This is a genomic window from Actinoplanes sp. CA-131856 (assembly GCF_050956135.1).
Classification (GTDB): domain Bacteria; phylum Actinomycetota; class Actinomycetes; order Mycobacteriales; family Micromonosporaceae; genus Actinoplanes.
In genome coordinates this window covers 4,792,519-4,806,980 of record NZ_CP191849.1, presented here as the reverse complement: position 1 = coordinate 4,806,980, position 14,462 = coordinate 4,792,519, and the positions used below count along the sequence as shown (strand labels likewise).

Annotated in this window: 15 protein-coding genes; 2 read left to right on the top strand and 13 right to left on the bottom strand. The window is 70.6% G+C overall.

Going from position 1 to position 14,462, the window contains the following annotated elements; translation table 11 throughout:
• Positions 1-112 precede the first annotated feature (112 nt).
• The 7 genes from ACQP2X_RS22215 to ACQP2X_RS22185 form a co-directional block, all read right to left on the bottom strand.
• Positions 113-718, bottom strand: a complete 606-nt coding sequence (locus ACQP2X_RS22215) for a class I SAM-dependent methyltransferase (protein ID WP_498699867.1) — start codon at positions 716-718, stop codon at positions 113-115.
• Positions 702-1,451, bottom strand: coding sequence for an ABC transporter permease (locus ACQP2X_RS22210; protein ID WP_498699866.1), 750 nt, complete (start codon positions 1,449-1,451; stop codon positions 702-704). The genes ACQP2X_RS22215 and ACQP2X_RS22210 overlap by 17 nt, the downstream gene beginning before the upstream one ends.
• Positions 1,452-1,579: 128 nt before the next feature.
• Positions 1,580-2,110 carry an ABC transporter substrate-binding protein gene (locus ACQP2X_RS22205; RefSeq protein ID WP_498700997.1) on the bottom strand — a complete coding sequence of 177 codons (531 nt, stop codon included), beginning with the start codon at positions 2,108-2,110 and terminating at the stop codon, positions 1,580-1,582.
• Between the two features lie 306 nt (positions 2,111-2,416).
• Positions 2,417-3,193 (bottom strand): ABC transporter ATP-binding protein, encoded by a 777-nt coding sequence (locus tag ACQP2X_RS22200; protein ID WP_498699865.1) that lies wholly within the window; start codon positions 3,191-3,193, stop codon positions 2,417-2,419.
• A gap of 66 nt (positions 3,194-3,259) precedes the next feature.
• Positions 3,260-4,753 (bottom strand): ricin-type beta-trefoil lectin domain protein, encoded by a 1,494-nt coding sequence (locus tag ACQP2X_RS22195; RefSeq protein WP_498699864.1) that lies wholly within the window; start codon positions 4,751-4,753, stop codon positions 3,260-3,262.
• Positions 4,750-5,382, bottom strand: coding sequence for a PulJ/GspJ family protein (locus ACQP2X_RS22190; protein WP_498699861.1), 633 nt, complete (start codon positions 5,380-5,382; stop codon positions 4,750-4,752). The genes ACQP2X_RS22195 and ACQP2X_RS22190 overlap by 4 nt, the downstream gene beginning before the upstream one ends.
• Positions 5,379-7,046 (bottom strand): putative Ig domain-containing protein, encoded by a 1,668-nt coding sequence (locus ACQP2X_RS22185; protein WP_498699859.1) that lies wholly within the window; start codon positions 7,044-7,046, stop codon positions 5,379-5,381. Before ACQP2X_RS22185 ends, ACQP2X_RS22190 begins: the two co-directional genes overlap by 4 nt.
• Positions 7,047-7,144: 98 nt before the next feature.
• Between ACQP2X_RS22185 and ACQP2X_RS22180 the strand changes: the two genes are divergently transcribed.
• Entirely contained in the window at positions 7,145-7,633 is a 489-nt protein-coding gene (locus ACQP2X_RS22180; protein ID WP_498699858.1) for a SigE family RNA polymerase sigma factor, read from the top strand.
• Positions 7,630-8,415, top strand: a complete 786-nt coding sequence (locus tag ACQP2X_RS22175; protein WP_498699857.1) for a hypothetical protein — start codon at positions 7,630-7,632, stop codon at positions 8,413-8,415. The genes ACQP2X_RS22180 and ACQP2X_RS22175 overlap by 4 nt, the downstream gene beginning before the upstream one ends.
• A 465-nt stretch (positions 8,416-8,880) precedes the next feature.
• Here the strand turns inward: ACQP2X_RS22175 and ACQP2X_RS22170 are convergent, their stop codons facing one another.
• The 6 genes from ACQP2X_RS22170 to ACQP2X_RS22145 all read right to left on the bottom strand — a co-directional run bounded on the left by ACQP2X_RS22170 (position 8,881) and on the right by ACQP2X_RS22145 (position 14,456).
• Positions 8,881-9,267 carry a DoxX family protein gene (locus ACQP2X_RS22170; RefSeq protein ID WP_498699855.1) on the bottom strand — a complete coding sequence of 129 codons (387 nt, stop codon included), beginning with the start codon at positions 9,265-9,267 and terminating at the stop codon, positions 8,881-8,883.
• A 56-nt stretch (positions 9,268-9,323) separates the two neighbouring features.
• Positions 9,324-11,528 carry a putative bifunctional diguanylate cyclase/phosphodiesterase gene (locus ACQP2X_RS22165; RefSeq protein ID WP_498699854.1) on the bottom strand — a complete coding sequence of 735 codons (2,205 nt, stop codon included), beginning with the start codon at positions 11,526-11,528 and terminating at the stop codon, positions 9,324-9,326.
• A 52-nt stretch (positions 11,529-11,580) separates the two neighbouring features.
• A complete protein-coding gene (locus ACQP2X_RS22160) occupies positions 11,581-11,964 on the bottom strand; it encodes a four-helix bundle copper-binding protein (protein WP_498699853.1) in 384 nt (127 codons plus the stop codon).
• A 91-nt stretch (positions 11,965-12,055) separates the two neighbouring features.
• Positions 12,056-13,111: an amidoligase family protein gene (locus ACQP2X_RS22155; RefSeq protein ID WP_498699852.1), complete on the bottom strand. Its 1,056-nt coding sequence runs from the start codon at positions 13,109-13,111 to the stop codon at positions 12,056-12,058.
• Complete coding sequence (locus ACQP2X_RS22150; RefSeq protein ID WP_498699850.1) at positions 13,108-13,938, bottom strand: hypothetical protein; 831 nt, start codon at positions 13,936-13,938, stop codon at positions 13,108-13,110. The genes ACQP2X_RS22155 and ACQP2X_RS22150 overlap by 4 nt, the downstream gene beginning before the upstream one ends.
• Positions 13,935-14,456, bottom strand: coding sequence for a SigE family RNA polymerase sigma factor (locus ACQP2X_RS22145; protein WP_498699848.1), 522 nt, complete (start codon positions 14,454-14,456; stop codon positions 13,935-13,937). Before ACQP2X_RS22145 ends, ACQP2X_RS22150 begins: the two co-directional genes overlap by 4 nt.
• Positions 14,457-14,462 lie beyond the last annotated feature (6 nt).

The window sequence follows — 14,462 nt, the reverse complement described above, 5'->3', positions numbered from 1 at the left end:
GGCGGCCGCCTCAATCTCCTCCGCGGGACAGTAGATTGTCAATTACGAAAATCTACTGGCCACAAAAGAGCGGGCCTCCCCGGAAGGGAAGACCCGCCTCGAAAAACCAAGGTCAGGTGGTACGCCGGAACGCGTCCAGCAGGAACCATTCGTCGTCGTGGTGCACGAGCCGCTCCAGTCCCGGCCGCTCGGCCAGTGCCGCGTGCACGTTGAAGCCGTCGTAGTTGCCGCCGTCGGCCCGGTTGCTGAAGTGCACCGAGACGATGTCGCCGCCCGGCTCCAGCCGCTCGAACAGCCCGTCGAGCAGCCGTTCCAGATCCTCGGCGGACAGGTAGTAGAGCAGATCGCCGATGACAATCAAATCGAAGGTGCCCTCGGGCAGGCCGTCCGGCAGGTTGGCCCGCTCGTAGCTGACGTTGGGCAGGTCGGCCAGGCTCGCCCGGGCCGCCACCACCGCCTCCTCGACCGAGTCGACGGCCAGCACCTCGTCGCAGCGCCCGGCCAGCATCCGCGTGAGCAGCCCGATCGAGGCGCCCGGCTCGTAGCAGCGCCGGTAGTGCTCGCGCGGCAGGCTGGCCATCGTCACCGCGTACTTGCGCTTGTCATGCCATTTGGTCGCCAGGTCCCACGGGTCGTCCTTCACCAGGTACATGTTGGTGAAGTGGTCGACGGAAACCGAGGACTGCGGGGGTTCTGCGTCATCAAGAGCTCGTGCCACGCCCTGAATTGTGCAGCAAGCGGTTCTCGACGAGCCCGAGGACCGTGTCGCACAGCTTGCCGATCACCGCGAGCAGGATGATGGCGAGCAGCATGATGTCGGTGCGCCCGGTGTTCTGGCTGTCGATCAGCAGGAAGCCCAGGCCCATCGACGAGGCGATCAGCTCGGCCGCGACCAGGAAGAGCCAGCCCTGGGCCAGCCCGAGCCGCAGCCCGCTCAGGATGGCCGGGGTGGCCGCCGGGAAGAGCACAGTGCCGAGCAGACCAAGACCCTTCCTTCCGTACGCCCTCCCGACCTCCACAAGATGCGGATCGATGTGTGCGAGCGCGGCCGACACGGTCGTGTAGACCGGGAAGAACGCCCCGATCGCGACCAGCACGATCTTCGGCGTCTCCCCGATGCCGAGCCAGAGCAGCAGCAACGGCACCCACGCGAGGGACGGCACGGCCCGGATCGCCTGGACGGTCGGCGAGAGGGCGGCCGACGCCGTACGGGAAAGACCCACGAGCCCACCGAGAGCGAGCCCGAAGGCGCCACCCACTGCGAAGCCGATCAGGACGCGCTGGGTGCTGATGGCGACGTGGTGCCCGAGCTCGCCCCGCCCGGCGAGCTCGGTGAACGCGCTCACGACCTCGCCCGGCGCGGGCAGCTGAGCGGCCGAGTAGACGCCGGCCGACGCCGCCCACTGCCACAGCACAAGCAGCAGAAGCGGAACAACGGCGCCGACAGCCACCCGGCGAACCGTTCGCGCGCCCGGCCCCGCCTCTCCCACCGCCCGCGCCTCCGGGGCCTTCTGTACCGCTGTGCCTTCCCCTTGGTTCGCCGGCGACGCGCGGCCGTCCGTTTCGGGCGGGGTCAGCGTCACGAGGAGCTCCGGGACTCGGCGAACTTCGGCTCGAACAGCGAGTCGATCGCCTCCCGCGCCGCCGCTTCGCTCTTCACGTTGGCGTCGGCCACCAGCACCGGCAGGATCGACTCGAAGACCGCCTTCTGGGCCGCGCCCGGCACCGGGTCGATGTCGAGCTTCGTGCGCTCGGTGAGCACCAGCTTCGCCACCTCGGGCGAGATCTTGGCCTCCCGCGCGTAGAGCGCGACCGCCTCGCCGGGGTTGTCCTGGATCCACTTGCGAGCGCGCTCGTAGGCGTTGACGACCGACTGCGCGAGTTCGGGCTGTTTCTGAAGGAAGCTCTCGGTCGCGTTCAGAACCCCGTACGAGTTGAAGTCGATGTTGCGGAAGATCAGCTTGGAGCCCTGGTCGAGCTGGGTCTGCGCCATGATCGGGTCGAGACCGGACCAGGCGTCGACGTCGCCGCGCTCGAGCGCGGTGCGGCCGTCGGCGTGCTGAAGGTTGACCACTGTGACGTCGCCCGGCTTCAGCCCGGCCTTCTCCAGCGACCGGAGCAGGAAGAAGTACGGGTCGGTGCCCTTGGTGGCCGCGATCCTCTTGCTTGTTGCTGCCGGCCGACAGCTGCCAGGTGACCGTCACGTTCCTGGCCGCGAGCTCGGTCTCGAGCCACTTCTGGTCCCGCAGCACGAGGCTGGCCGGGTTGTAGTACGCGTAGTCGAGCCGCAGCGTGGTCCCCTGGCTCGCGCCGGCCTTCGTGTCCTCCCCCTCGACACATCCGGCCAGCAGCATCGTCACCGCCACCGCGGCCGCCGCCGCACGCATCTTCCGCATCTCGCTGAGATCTCCTTCTCTCACGAACGCACCGGCGTGTGCACGCCGAGCTCGGCCAGCAGCTCCACCCGCAGCGCGGCCAGGCCGGCGTCGCCGCGGTCCCGGGGCCGGGCGCCGGGCACCTCCCGGATCGACCGCACGGAAGCCGCCTCACCGCCCTCGGGCACCCCCAGCAGGACCACCCGGTCGGCCAGGTGCAGGGCCTCGTCGACGTCGTGGGTGACGAGCAGAACCGTGGTCCCGGCGGCGCCCTGCACCTCGGCCAGCAGATCCTGCATCCGCAGGCGGGTGAGGGCGTCGAGCGCCGCGAACGGCTCGTCCAGCAGCAGCACCCCGGGCCGCCGGGCCAGCGCCCTCGCGAGCGCCGCCCGCTGGGCCATGCCGCCGCTGATCTGCCGGGGGCGGTGCCGGGCGAACGCCGCCAGCCCCACGACCTCCAGCCAGTGCGCGACCTCCCGCCGTGCCTTCTCCCCGGTCACCCCGCGCGGCAGCCCGTAGGCCACGTTCTTCTCGACCGTCCGCCACGGGAGAAGCCTCGGTTCCTGGAACACCACCGCACACCGCGGCTCGATGCCGTCGACGGGCCGCCCGCCGACCCGAACCGACCCCTCGCTCGGCGTGTCGAGCCCACCGGCCAGCCGCAGCAGCGTCGACTTCCCGCATCCGGACGGCCCGAGCAGCGCGACGACCTCACCGGCCGCGACCGTCAGCGACACACCCGCCAGCACGGCCCTCCGCCGCCCGTCGGCCGTGAACGTCTTGCCGACCCCGTCGAGCTCAAGCGGAACCGCGCTCACAGCGGAACATATGTCGATGCGTCCATGCCCGGGAGCATACCCAGCATTCCTACATGTTCGATAGGCCTATTTCTCGTTGAGGTCGGTCAGCGGCGTCGGCTGGCTGATGTTGGCCGGAGCGTTCCATTTCTGCAGCTCGGAGGTGTTGCACGTGGCGACCTTGACCTTGCTCGTGCCGTCGGTGTGGAAGTCGTTGGCCACGCCGCTGTTCTGGTCGGTGGGCTGGAGGCAGTAGCCCTTGTAGTCCTTGATCCGGTAGCTCGTGCCGTAGTCGCCCGTGTCGTGATAGACGGTCCAGGTCACGTTCTGCGCCTTCTGGTCGGCCACGGTCGGGCAGTTCACCACGGTCACCCACGACGTCGAGGTGACCACCCCGGGCGACTTCAGGCAGTAGTTCTTGCTGGCCGTGCCGTTGTTGCTGTTGCTGGTCGAGGTCGTGTTGTTCACGATGATCGGCCCGGTCGCGGTGATCGCCGGCGTCACCGGCGTCGGGTGCACCCACTGCTGGTTGAAGTCGACCACGCCGCCCGGGTCCTGCTTGCAGAACCAGGCGATCATGTACGTCGCGCTCATCGACTTGCCCGTCACGTCGAGGCAACGGCTGAACTGGGCGTAGTTGACCAGCTGGTTGGTGCTGTCGCCGGCCATGCCGGCGCCGACGCCGGTGGCCGAGCGCCACACGGTCTTGGTGGCGCTGACCGTACAGTTGCCGAGGATCACGCTCCGGTCGGCCGTCGAGCCGGGGGTCGAGACGTTGACGCACGAGCTGCCGTCGGCCTTGCTCGCCGTGGTCGTGGAGTGGAACAAGGAGTTGCCGTCCAGGCTCCACTGGAACGTGGTGGTCCGCACCGTCGGGCAGGGCTCGAAGACGAGCACCTTCGAGACCGGGGTCAGGCACATGCCGGACGAGGCGGTCGACGACTCCGAGTTGATCAGCTTGAGGTAGAGGTCGGCCGTATAGCCGAACTGCTGCCGGCTGCTGCCGTCGCAGGGCGCCATCACGATCGCGGCGCCGTTCGTCGGGGTCTTGCTCGACCCGGAGTCCATGCACTGGTTGCCGAGGCTGGAGCTGGAGATGCGGATCTGGCCGCCCGGGATGTTGGTGTTGCTGGTCGAGAAGACGTACGTGGCGGTGAGCGTCCGCTTGGCCGTCCCGTTGACGCCGACCGAGGTGACCAGGGCCGTCGTGGGCACGTCGGTGGCCGGGCAGGCCATCGTGGCGCCGTCCTGATCGCGGTACGTCAGGGTCACCGTGTACTGGAGACGCTCGCTCGCACCGCTGACCCCGGCGTTGCCGGTGAGCGTGCACGGCGGCAGGTTCTCCAGATAGCCGTTCTGATTGTCCGGGTCGGCGGCCGCCCGCACCCGCGCCATCATCACGTCGAGGCCGGACTGGGCCGCGCTGAGCGCGGTGTTGCGATAGGCGAGGTTCTGGGTGGTCTTGATCTGGCGGACCACGACCGGGACCAGGAACGCCGACAGCGACATCACGATGGTGACGACGAGCAGGGCCAAGGGCAGCGAGCCCTCGTCGTCCCGGCGGATCAGCGACAGCCTCATGCGGACGGCCTCGCCTTGCCGCAGTCGTTGTCGGTCAGCTTGCCGTTCTCCGAGAAGACGTTGGCGCCGTTCGTGTTCTGCGCCGTGAAGATCACGTCGAACGGCAGGCTGATCTTGCCGACCTTGCCGGTGAACTGGAGCCGTACCTGGCTGTGGGCGACCTGGTAGTCCACGCCGACGCCGGACGTGCCGGGGCTGGCCGAGGCGTACGGCTGCGAAGTGGCCAGATAGACGGTGAACGGCGGGGTGGTGCCGGTCAGCGCCAGGTCGGTGGCGATGGTCGTCGGTGAGCCTGGCGTGGTGCCCGGCAGCGTCCAGCTCGACCAGGTCACCACGCCGTTCTTGTAGATCAGCTGACGGCAGCCGGAGGGGGTGGCGTACTCCATGTACCAGGCGCCGTCCACCTGCCCGGGCGTGGAGATCCAGTTGGCGTACCGCAGCTCCTTGTCGAGGCGGCGGAAGCTGTTGCCGAGCTGGTCGCGGGCCACCGTGACGTTCTCGGTCCGGTTGACGTCGGAATAGACCTCGGTCAGGGCGCCGAACACGACGACCATCACCACGGACATCAGGCCCATGGCGACCAGCAGCTCGATGAGGGTGTAGCCGTCGTCGTCGCGTTCGCCGCTCATGTGACCTTCCAGACGAAGGTGAGGACGCTGGTGGCGGTCACGGTGGTGGCCGTGGCGGTCACCGTGTAGGTGCCGGCCGTGGTCGGGGTGCCGGAGGTGACACCGGTCAGGGCGTTGAAGGACAGGCCGGTGGGCAGGCCGCTGATGGTCATCACCGGGTTCAGGCCGAGCAGCGTCCCGTTGGTGGTCAGGGTCAGCGACGCCGCCGTGCCCCGCACGGTCGTCTGGTCGGGCGCGGTCAGCGGCGGCCCCGTGAAGATCAGGCCGGTGCTGGTGACGATCAGGACGAACTGCTGGCTCGCGGTGCCGCCGCTGCCGTCGGCCACGGTGATCGTCGGCAGGAACCGTCCCGAGGTGGTGACCTTGTCGTTGATGGCGCCCGTGTTCTTGTTGATGGCCACGCCGGTGGGCAGGCCGGTGGCGCTGTAGGTGTAGGAGCCGTCGCCGCCCGCGCCGGACGCGGTCAGCGTCAGCTTGCCGTTGAGGGCGACCGTCTGGTCGGCCACGGTGTTCAGGGTCAGCGGCGGATAGACCACGTGCGTGTAGGTGCCGGTCCCCTTGACGCCGTTCTGGTCGGTGGCGGTGACCGTGGCGGTGTACGTGCCGGTCGTGGTGACCGTGCCGGTGATCGCCCCGGTCGCGGCGTCGATGGTGAGGCCCGGCGCGAGACCGGAGGCGCTGTAGACGTACGGCCCGACGCCGTTGGCCGCGGTGGCCTGGAGGCCGACCACGTCGTTGACCCGGTTGGTGGCGGCGGCCGGCATGGTCAGGGTGGGCGGGAGCACGACGCGGAAGGTGATCGGCTCGGTGTCCGTCCGGTTGAGTTTGTCGGTGACGGTCGTCGTGGTCACCGTGACACCGGCCGTGGTCGGGGTGCCGCTGATCACGCCGGCCGGGGTCAGCGAGAGACCCGCCGGCAGCGCGCCGACCGTCCAGGTGTTGGGCAGCTGGCCGCCGCGGGCCTCCAGCTGGGCGGTCGTGGCCAGGCCGCGGTAGAAGACGAGCGTCTGGGTCATCACCGTCGGCGACGGCCGGTGCAGGTCGAAGTTGGGCTCCGGGGCCCGCGAGACCAGCGTCGAGGTGATGTAGAGGCAGGTGTTGGCCGGGTTGCCGGAGGTCGCCACGCACGAGCTGTCGGGCCAGCTGACCAGCACGACGGCCCGGAAGAACTTGAGGATCTTGGTCGAGTCGGACGGCGCCGCGGCGCCCAGCGGATAGACGCAGTCGCCCGAGGACTGGGTCAGATAGATCTCGCACGCCCCGATATAGACCATGCGGGTGAAGGTGGTGCCCTCCACCGTCGTGACCTGGGCCGCGGTGGAGATCGGGGCGTCGGCGCCGTCGGTGGTGGCCACGGCGCTGTCCTCGTCGTGACCGACCTGCATGGTGGCCAGATAGGGCTTGACGGCGGCCGGCGCGGCCGCGAACTGGTTCTCGCCGGCCAGCTGCCCGTGCCCGGTCAGCAGCGAGCTGCCCTTGAGCCCGCGCACCTGCTCCATGGAGGTGTCGGCCAGCTGGACGGCGACCTGCCGGGTCCGCTGCCGGTTGACGCTCTGCAGGCTGTTCACGAAGAACGGGGTGCTGGCCAGCAGCGTGACCGACAGAACGACGAGCGCGACGAGCATCTCGATGAGGGTGAAGCCCTCGTCGTCGTCGCCCTTCATATACAGACATTCGGCCGCAGACGGGCAGCGCTGAGCAGTTCGGGGCCCTGATATCGTCCCTTGCCTGATCTTGTCGGGACCGGTGGGAGGGCTGTGCCGTGCGTGAGCAGGCCTTCCACGCGTTCTTCGAGCGGCATCACGCCGAGCTGTCCGGCCTGGCCTACCTGCTGTGCGGCGATTCCACGGCGGCCGACGACCTGGCGGCGGACGCGCTGACCGAGGTGTGGCGCCATTGGGACCGCGTCGCGGCCGCGGACGACCCGGCCGCGTACGCCAAGGGCATCGTGGCCAACCTGACGAAGAACTGGATCCGCCGCCAGGGCCGCGCGCGCCGGGGTCTGGAACTGCTCGGCTTCCCCCGCTCACGCCCCGCGCCGGACGTGCCCGCGGTCCTCGACGTGCGCAGCGCGCTGCGCCGTCTCCCCTATCGCCGGCGCGCCTGCGTGGTGCTGCGGTACGCCTTCGACCTGCCCGAACAGGAGGTGGCCGACATCCTCGGCATCTCGGTCGGCACGGTCAAGAGCCAGACCTCACGCGGCGCCAAGCAGCTCGCCGAGCTGCTCGAGGACCTGAAGGTGGCCCGGTGAACGAGGACTTCCTCCGCTCCGAGCTCCGGCACACGCTGTCCGAGCACACCCCCGACCGGGCGGCGATGCTCAACCGCATCGCGGCGAACCGCGCCGCCAGCTCCTCGCGGGGCCGCCGCATGCGCCTGGCCGGCGCCGCGGCCGCCGTGACAACGGTCCTGGGCCTGGGCGGCGTGGCCCAGTGGGCCCTGGCCGGCGAACACGAGCCGGCACCACCGGCCGCGCCCCCACCCGTCACCGTCCCCACGACCACTTCCCCGACGCCGACGCCGACGCCGTCGCCGTCGGTCAAGCCCACCACGACACGCCCGTCCAGGTCGTCAGTGCCCCCGGCCGCCACCACCACCCCGCCGCCCGCGACGACGGAGGTCCGTGGCCACCCCGGCGACACCCAGGTCGAGAAGGGCACCCTCTGGTCCGACGGCTCGGTCGTGGCCGACGGCCGGAGCCAGGTCACGCTCAAGGCCGGCACCGCCCTCACGACGCTGGACCTGATCCTGCGCCTGGAGCCCGCCACCGGTCTCACCACGGGCCAGGTCGACTCCCCCGACCCCAGGGTCAACGCCACCTTGACCCGCTCCGGCGGCGCCCTGCTCTACCGCTTCACCCTGGCCAAGGGCCAAACCCTTCCCCCGGGCACGTACGTCTTCACCGCGCGCTACAACGGCGACATCAAGAACCGAGACGCCGCCCAGGACACGTACGAGGCTTTCGCCGACACCACCGTCGACGACGAGAACAAGCGCCTGCACATCTACGGCAACTACTTCCCCACCGACTGAGCATCGCGGTTGCCGGAAAGGACGATGGTGGCACGGTCGTCCTCGACGGCGAGCTCGACGCAGGCAGTGGAGCTGTCGAGGAGCCAGCCGGCCGGGCGGCAGCCGGAGCCCCAGCCGCGGGCCTCGAGGTGGCGGGTCAGTTCGGAGCGCAGGTCGCCGACGGACTGGCCGGGGCGGCCGGTGATCTCGATGGTGAGCTGGCATCCCGGAGCCGCAGTCGGCGTCGCCGTGCGGCTCGACCGTGGCGCGCATGCCGTCGAGGGCGGGCAGCACGGTGGCGGTCGAGGGGAAGAACGGGCCAGGGACCGACACCACGAGCAGCGTGCTCCAGGGCTGCCGGGCCATGACCAGCCACAGGAGCAGCACCGGAGCCATCACGATGAATACGAGAACCACGCGGAAGATCATGCCGTCCGGACCCGCCCGAGCGGCCGGCCCGCACGATCCCTTCACACAAGCTCTCCCTCAACGGCGGAAAAGCCGCCCCCACGCGATGACGGAGAACAGGGCGAACAGCACCACGGGGGTGATCGCCACCGCGCCGCCGTGCAGGATGAACACCTGGGTGATGAAGGCGCCGACCATCAGCAGCATGAGGCCCACGGCGGCCAGGCCGGCCAGGCGCGGCACCAGCAGGCCGAGGCCGCCGGCCAGTTCGACCACGCCGATGAAGTAGCGGAACCAGGTGGCGGCGCCCATGTCGTCGAAGGTCTGCACGGCGTTGGCCTCGCCCACGAGCTTGGGCACGGCCGAGGCGACCACCATGAAGAGACCGAGAACGATCTGCGTGGTCCACAGTGTGCGCCGGAGGGCGGGGGCGAGCGGGGCGGAAGCGGTACGGGTGACAGTCATGCTCCTCAGACCGCCCGTCCCGGCCGGACTCATCGCCCTGCCGACAGAAATATTTGTCAGCGGTGCGCGGGTGCGGGGCGGGCCGCTTCCCACCTGCTGGTGAGCAGGCCGGTGATCTGGGCGGCCGGGGCCGGGCGGGCGAACAGATAGCCCTGTCCCCGGTCGCAGCCCAGCTCGCGCAGCAGGTCGGCGTGGTGCTCGGTCTCGACGCCCTCGGCCACCGTGGTCAGGTCGAGGCTGCGGGCCAGGTCGACCACCGCGCGGACCAGGGCCGTCTGGCGCCGGTCGGCGGGGTCGGCCGGCATGAACGACTTGTCGATCTTCAGGGTGTCGATGGGCAGGTCGCGCAGATAGGCCAGCGACGAATATCCGGTGCCGAAGTCGTCGATCGCCACCCGGACGCCGTCGGCCCGCAGCGCGTGCAGGTGGGCCAGGGCCTGTGCGCCCGAGCCGATCAGCACCCCCTCGGTGATCTCCAGGGTGAGGGCGGACGGCGGCAGGCCGCTCTCGGCGATCGCCCGGTTCGCCTTCGCGGTGAAGGACGGGTCGGTCAGCTGGCGCGGTGAGACGTTGACGGTCACGGCGATGCCGTAGAGGCCGTGCCAGACGGCCGCGTCGGCGCAGGCTCGGCGCAGGACACGCTCGCCCAGCCCGATGATGAGGCCGCTGTCCTCGGCGGCCGGGATGAATCGGTCGGGACCGATCGGCGGCCGGCCCGGCGGGGTCCAGCGCACGAGCGCCTCGACGGCCACGATCAGGCCGCTGCACAGGGCCACGATCGGCTGGTAGTGGACCGTGAACTCGTCGTTCGCGAGTCCCGCGCGCAGGTGCTCCACCAGGCGTACACGGTCGATCTGCTCCTGGCGCAAGCGCGGGTCGTAGAGCTCGGCCCGGTCCTTGCCCGCCGCCTTGGCGGCGTAGAGCGCCAGATCGGCGTCGCTGAGCGCCTCGGCCACGTCGGTGCCCGGCGCCAGCAGCCGGACGCCGGCGCTGCCCGTCACGTGCAGGGTGTGCCCTCTGACCTCGATCGGAGGGCGCAGCGCGGCCAGCACGTCGGCGGCCCGGGAGTTCGCCTCGATGAGATCGCTCGACGGCAGGAGCAGGGCGAACTCGTCGCCGCCGGTGCGGGCCAGGTGCTCCTCCGGGCGCAGCAGCGGCCGCAGCCGGCCGGCCACGGCGACCAGCAGCTCGTCGCCGATGGTGTGCCCGAGCCGGTCGTTGACGTCCTTGAAACCGTCGAGGTCGAACAGGATCAGCGCGCCCGACGACGCCACCCCGGCCGTGAGCAGGTGCCGGTTGGGCAGGCCGGTGAGGGCGTCGTGCCGCACCATGTGGCGCATCGCCGACGCCTGCCGCCGGGCCAGCCGCAGGGTGAGCGTCATCCGGACGACCAGCAACATCGTGATCAGCGCGGTGAAGCCCACCGGCACGCCGATGTCCAGCAGGTCGAGCTCCTTCTCCTCGACGTCGCGGACCAGGGCGTACGCGGTGGCGGCGGGTCCGGCCAGCATCAGCGCCAGATGCACCGACATCAGCTTCCAGGAGCCCGCCTTGGCGACCGACACCCCATTGTCGTGCGCCATGGCAGGGTGCAGCGCGGCCGCCGCGATCAGCGCGAACGCCGCGCCCCAGCCGGTGACGCCCAGCTCCGGCCCGCTTCCGACACCGGCCACCGCCGACAGGAAGAAGCGGATGTCGGAGGCGACGAACAGCACCGCGGCGATCATCACCAGCAGGTGGGGACGCGACAGCCGGTCCTGCACGGCGAACAGCCGCAGCGCCATGCCGAGCAGCAGCACGTCGGCCAGCGGGTAGACGAGGATCTCCGCGCTGGGCCGGGTGTCCGTGTCGTAGACGTACGGGTCGTACAGCAGGACCCAGGCGATCAGCGTGCCCGTGCAGACGATGATGCCGGTCTCGATGATCCCGCCCGAGCGCCCGGCCTCCGGGTCGCGCCGGGGCATCAGGGCCAGCCCGCCGATGGCCAGCACGAACGTCGCCGGGTGCAGCACGCCGACGGCGTCGAACGACGACGCCCAGCTGAGCAGGGCCAGCCCCGAGCATCCGGCCGCGCCGGCCAGCAGTCGCCAGGCCAGCGGGCGGTCGGGTCTGTGCAGGTGTATTGACAAAGTGACGCCCGCACAGGCGCCCAGCGCTATCACCCCGCTGGTGACACTCCGGACCGTCGTCCCGAAAAACTGGGCGCCGCCCAGCATCACCGCGGCGGCGACCAGCAGCCACCACCACGCGTGCTGTCTCACGCCCTCATTTTCGCCACCGATCGACGGCCCGGTGCGGGGTTTCCGGCAACTTCTAGAGGCTGGCCAGCAGCTCCGAGCACGCCCTCTCGCAGGCGCGGCAGGCCTCGGCGCAGATCCGGCAGTGCTCGTGCATGCCGGCGTGCCGCTCGCACTCCTCGGCGCAGGCCCGGCAGGCGGCCAGGCAGGCCTCCAGGAGCTCCCGCGAGGCGGTCTGGCGGGTCAGCACGCGCTCGGTCGCCGCGCAGACGTCGGCGCAGTTCAGGTTGGCCCGGACGCAGCTGCGCAGCTCGGCCACCATGTCCTCGGCCAGACAGGCGTCCGCGCAGGCCGTGCAGGTCTGCGCACAGGCGGCCAGCGCCTCGATCGCCGCGACCAGCAGGTCACGGTCAAGAGCGATTTCCGCAGGGTACGTCTCGAGCATCGATTTTGTGTCCATGACCGCCCCGCTTACCCGTCCTGAGGTGCGGTTATAGCGATCTCGCCTGTCCCCGTAGTCACAGCCGCGAGGGCCGAACTCAGGCGTGATCTCAACGTTGTGCGGCCAGGGCCTCCGCAGCGAAATGCAGCAGGTCCTCGACCGACGGGGCGTCGCTCACCGGCAGCGGCTCCGGGTCCTCGCAGCGGTCGAGCAGCAGCTCGACCAGGGCCGCCCGGTTGACGATCTCGTCGGTCGAGATCATGCCGGGCAGGACGCGGATCTCGACGGTGTCGCGGATCGGCTGGTCGGCGAAGAGCTGGGTCAGGTTGACGTCGAAGTACTTCGTCAGCTCGCCCTCGCCGGCCGCCTTGGCCAGGTCGTCGAAGCCGGGCACGCCGTCGGCCGCCGCGACCAGCGGGGCCGGCAACGGGGCCAGCCGCCGGCAGGCCGGGTTGGTCCGCAACAGCTCCCGCAGCGGCTCACGCCAGTGCGCGAACAGCCGCACCACGTTGGCCAGGGCGTGCGCCCGCCGGAACGGGGCGCCGTCGACGTGCATGTGCACCGCGGCCTCGTGGGGCACCGTGAAGCCCAGCTCACGGGCCGGCCCGAGCAGCTCGTCGAGCGCCCGCTCGTGGTCGTGGGCCAGCGGCGGGGTGACGATCTCGCACGGGCGCTCGCGCTCGGCGCCCTGCGGGGCGGCCAGGGCGACTGTCGCGCCCGCCTCGTCGTCGAGGCGGACCACGTCGGCGATCGGCTCGGGAACGCGGCCCCACAGCTCGGCGGCCGCGTCGAGGACCCGCTCGAGCGGGGCGCCGGGGTCGGCGTGCCGGGCCAGCAGGCGCAGCAGCCGCGGCTCGTCGCTGAGCACCCGGTACCAGCCGGGCAGGGCCGGCGAGCGCGGGTTGAGCCCGTCGAGCAGGGTGATGTCGTCGACCAGGGTGCACAGGAGCGTGCCGTCGGCCCGCACCACCTCGAAACCCTGGGTCAGGTGCAGGAAACGCCCCAGACCGGGCACCAGTGACGGCTCGCTGTCCTGGTGCCAGACCGGCCGGACCCGGCCGCCGTGGCGGGCGGCCAGGTCGTCGGCGAGCGTGCGCCGGCTGGCGCCTCGGGGCGCCATCAGCTCGATCTCGAAGCCGATGCGCCGGCGCAGCTCCGCCGTCACGGCTGGATCGGCAGCGTCTGACCGGCGAGGATCCGCTTGCCGGCCTCGGCCTTGGCCTCGCCCGCGGAGATCTTCCACAGCTTGGCCAGCTTCACGGCGTCGTCGTAGTCGTAGCCCTTGCTGAAGAAGGCGTTGACGTTCTTCGCCTCCTTGGCCGCCTCGACGTTGGCCGGCGTCGGCTTCACCGGCAGCGTCTCGCCCGCGATCAGCCGCTTACCGGCCTCGATCTTGGCGTCGGACGGGTCGGCCATCTTCCAGATCTTGGCCAGTTTCTCGGCCTCGTCCCAGGTGTAGCCGGCGTTGAAGAAGGCGTCGAACTGCTTCTGGTTCTTCTCGATCTCCTCGCTCGACGGCTCGCTCACCTCGGGGTCGGGCGACGGCTTGATCGGCAGGGTCTCGCCGAGCAGCAGGCGGCGGCCGGCCTCGGCCTTGACGTCGCCCGGGTTGGAGTTCAGCTTCCACAGCTTGGCCAGCTTGAGGGCGTCGTTGTAGCCGTAGCCGGCCTCGAAGTAGGCCTTCCAGTAGTTCTGGAGCTCGGCCTCGCTCGGGGCGCGGCTGGCCGAGGGGGACACGGCCGGCGCGGCGGCCGGGAGGGTGGCCCCGCCGGTGTTGGCCGGGTCGGACGGGAGGAAGGTCGGCAGGTTGAGCACGCCGGCGATCAGGCCGGCCCCGAGCACGGCGCCACCGGCGGCGTAGGCGCCACGGCGGCGGCGCTTGTACTTGCCGGCGAGCTCCTCGACGCGGGCGTAGACGGCGGCCGGGTCAGGGGTCTGGTTCGAATATTTCTCGAAGACCACGCGGAGCTGGTCCTCGTGCTGCTCAGTCACGACTTCTCCTTGACGGGGATCCGGTTCGCGTGCTCCGAGAGGCGGAGCGATTTCAGTGCCCTCGACGCGTGGCTGCGCACGGTGGCGGGGGTGCAGTCGAGCAGATCGGCGATGGAGTCGTCGTCCAGCTGCTCGTAGTAGCGCAGCACCAGCACCGCCCGCTGCTTGCGGCCGAGCGTGGCCAGCCTGTTCCACAGCGCGTCGGCCTCGACGACGTCCTGGGCATGGTCGTTCGACATGCTGCGGGCGTCGTCGATCTCGACCAGGCGCTCGCCGACGGCGTGCACGTGCCGGACCGCCCAGCTGCGCCGCCACGACAGGTACTCGTTGAGCACCATGCGCCGCACGTACGCCTCGGGCGAGTCGGCCTCGCTGATGCGCCGCCATCGAACCTGTGCCCGGGCCAGGACCTCCTGGACCACATCCTGCGCGAGATCGTTGTCGCCGGTGAGGACGACCGCGTACCGCATCAGGCTGGGAAGCCGGGCCATCGCGAATTGCTCGAAGGTCACGAACATGAAGAC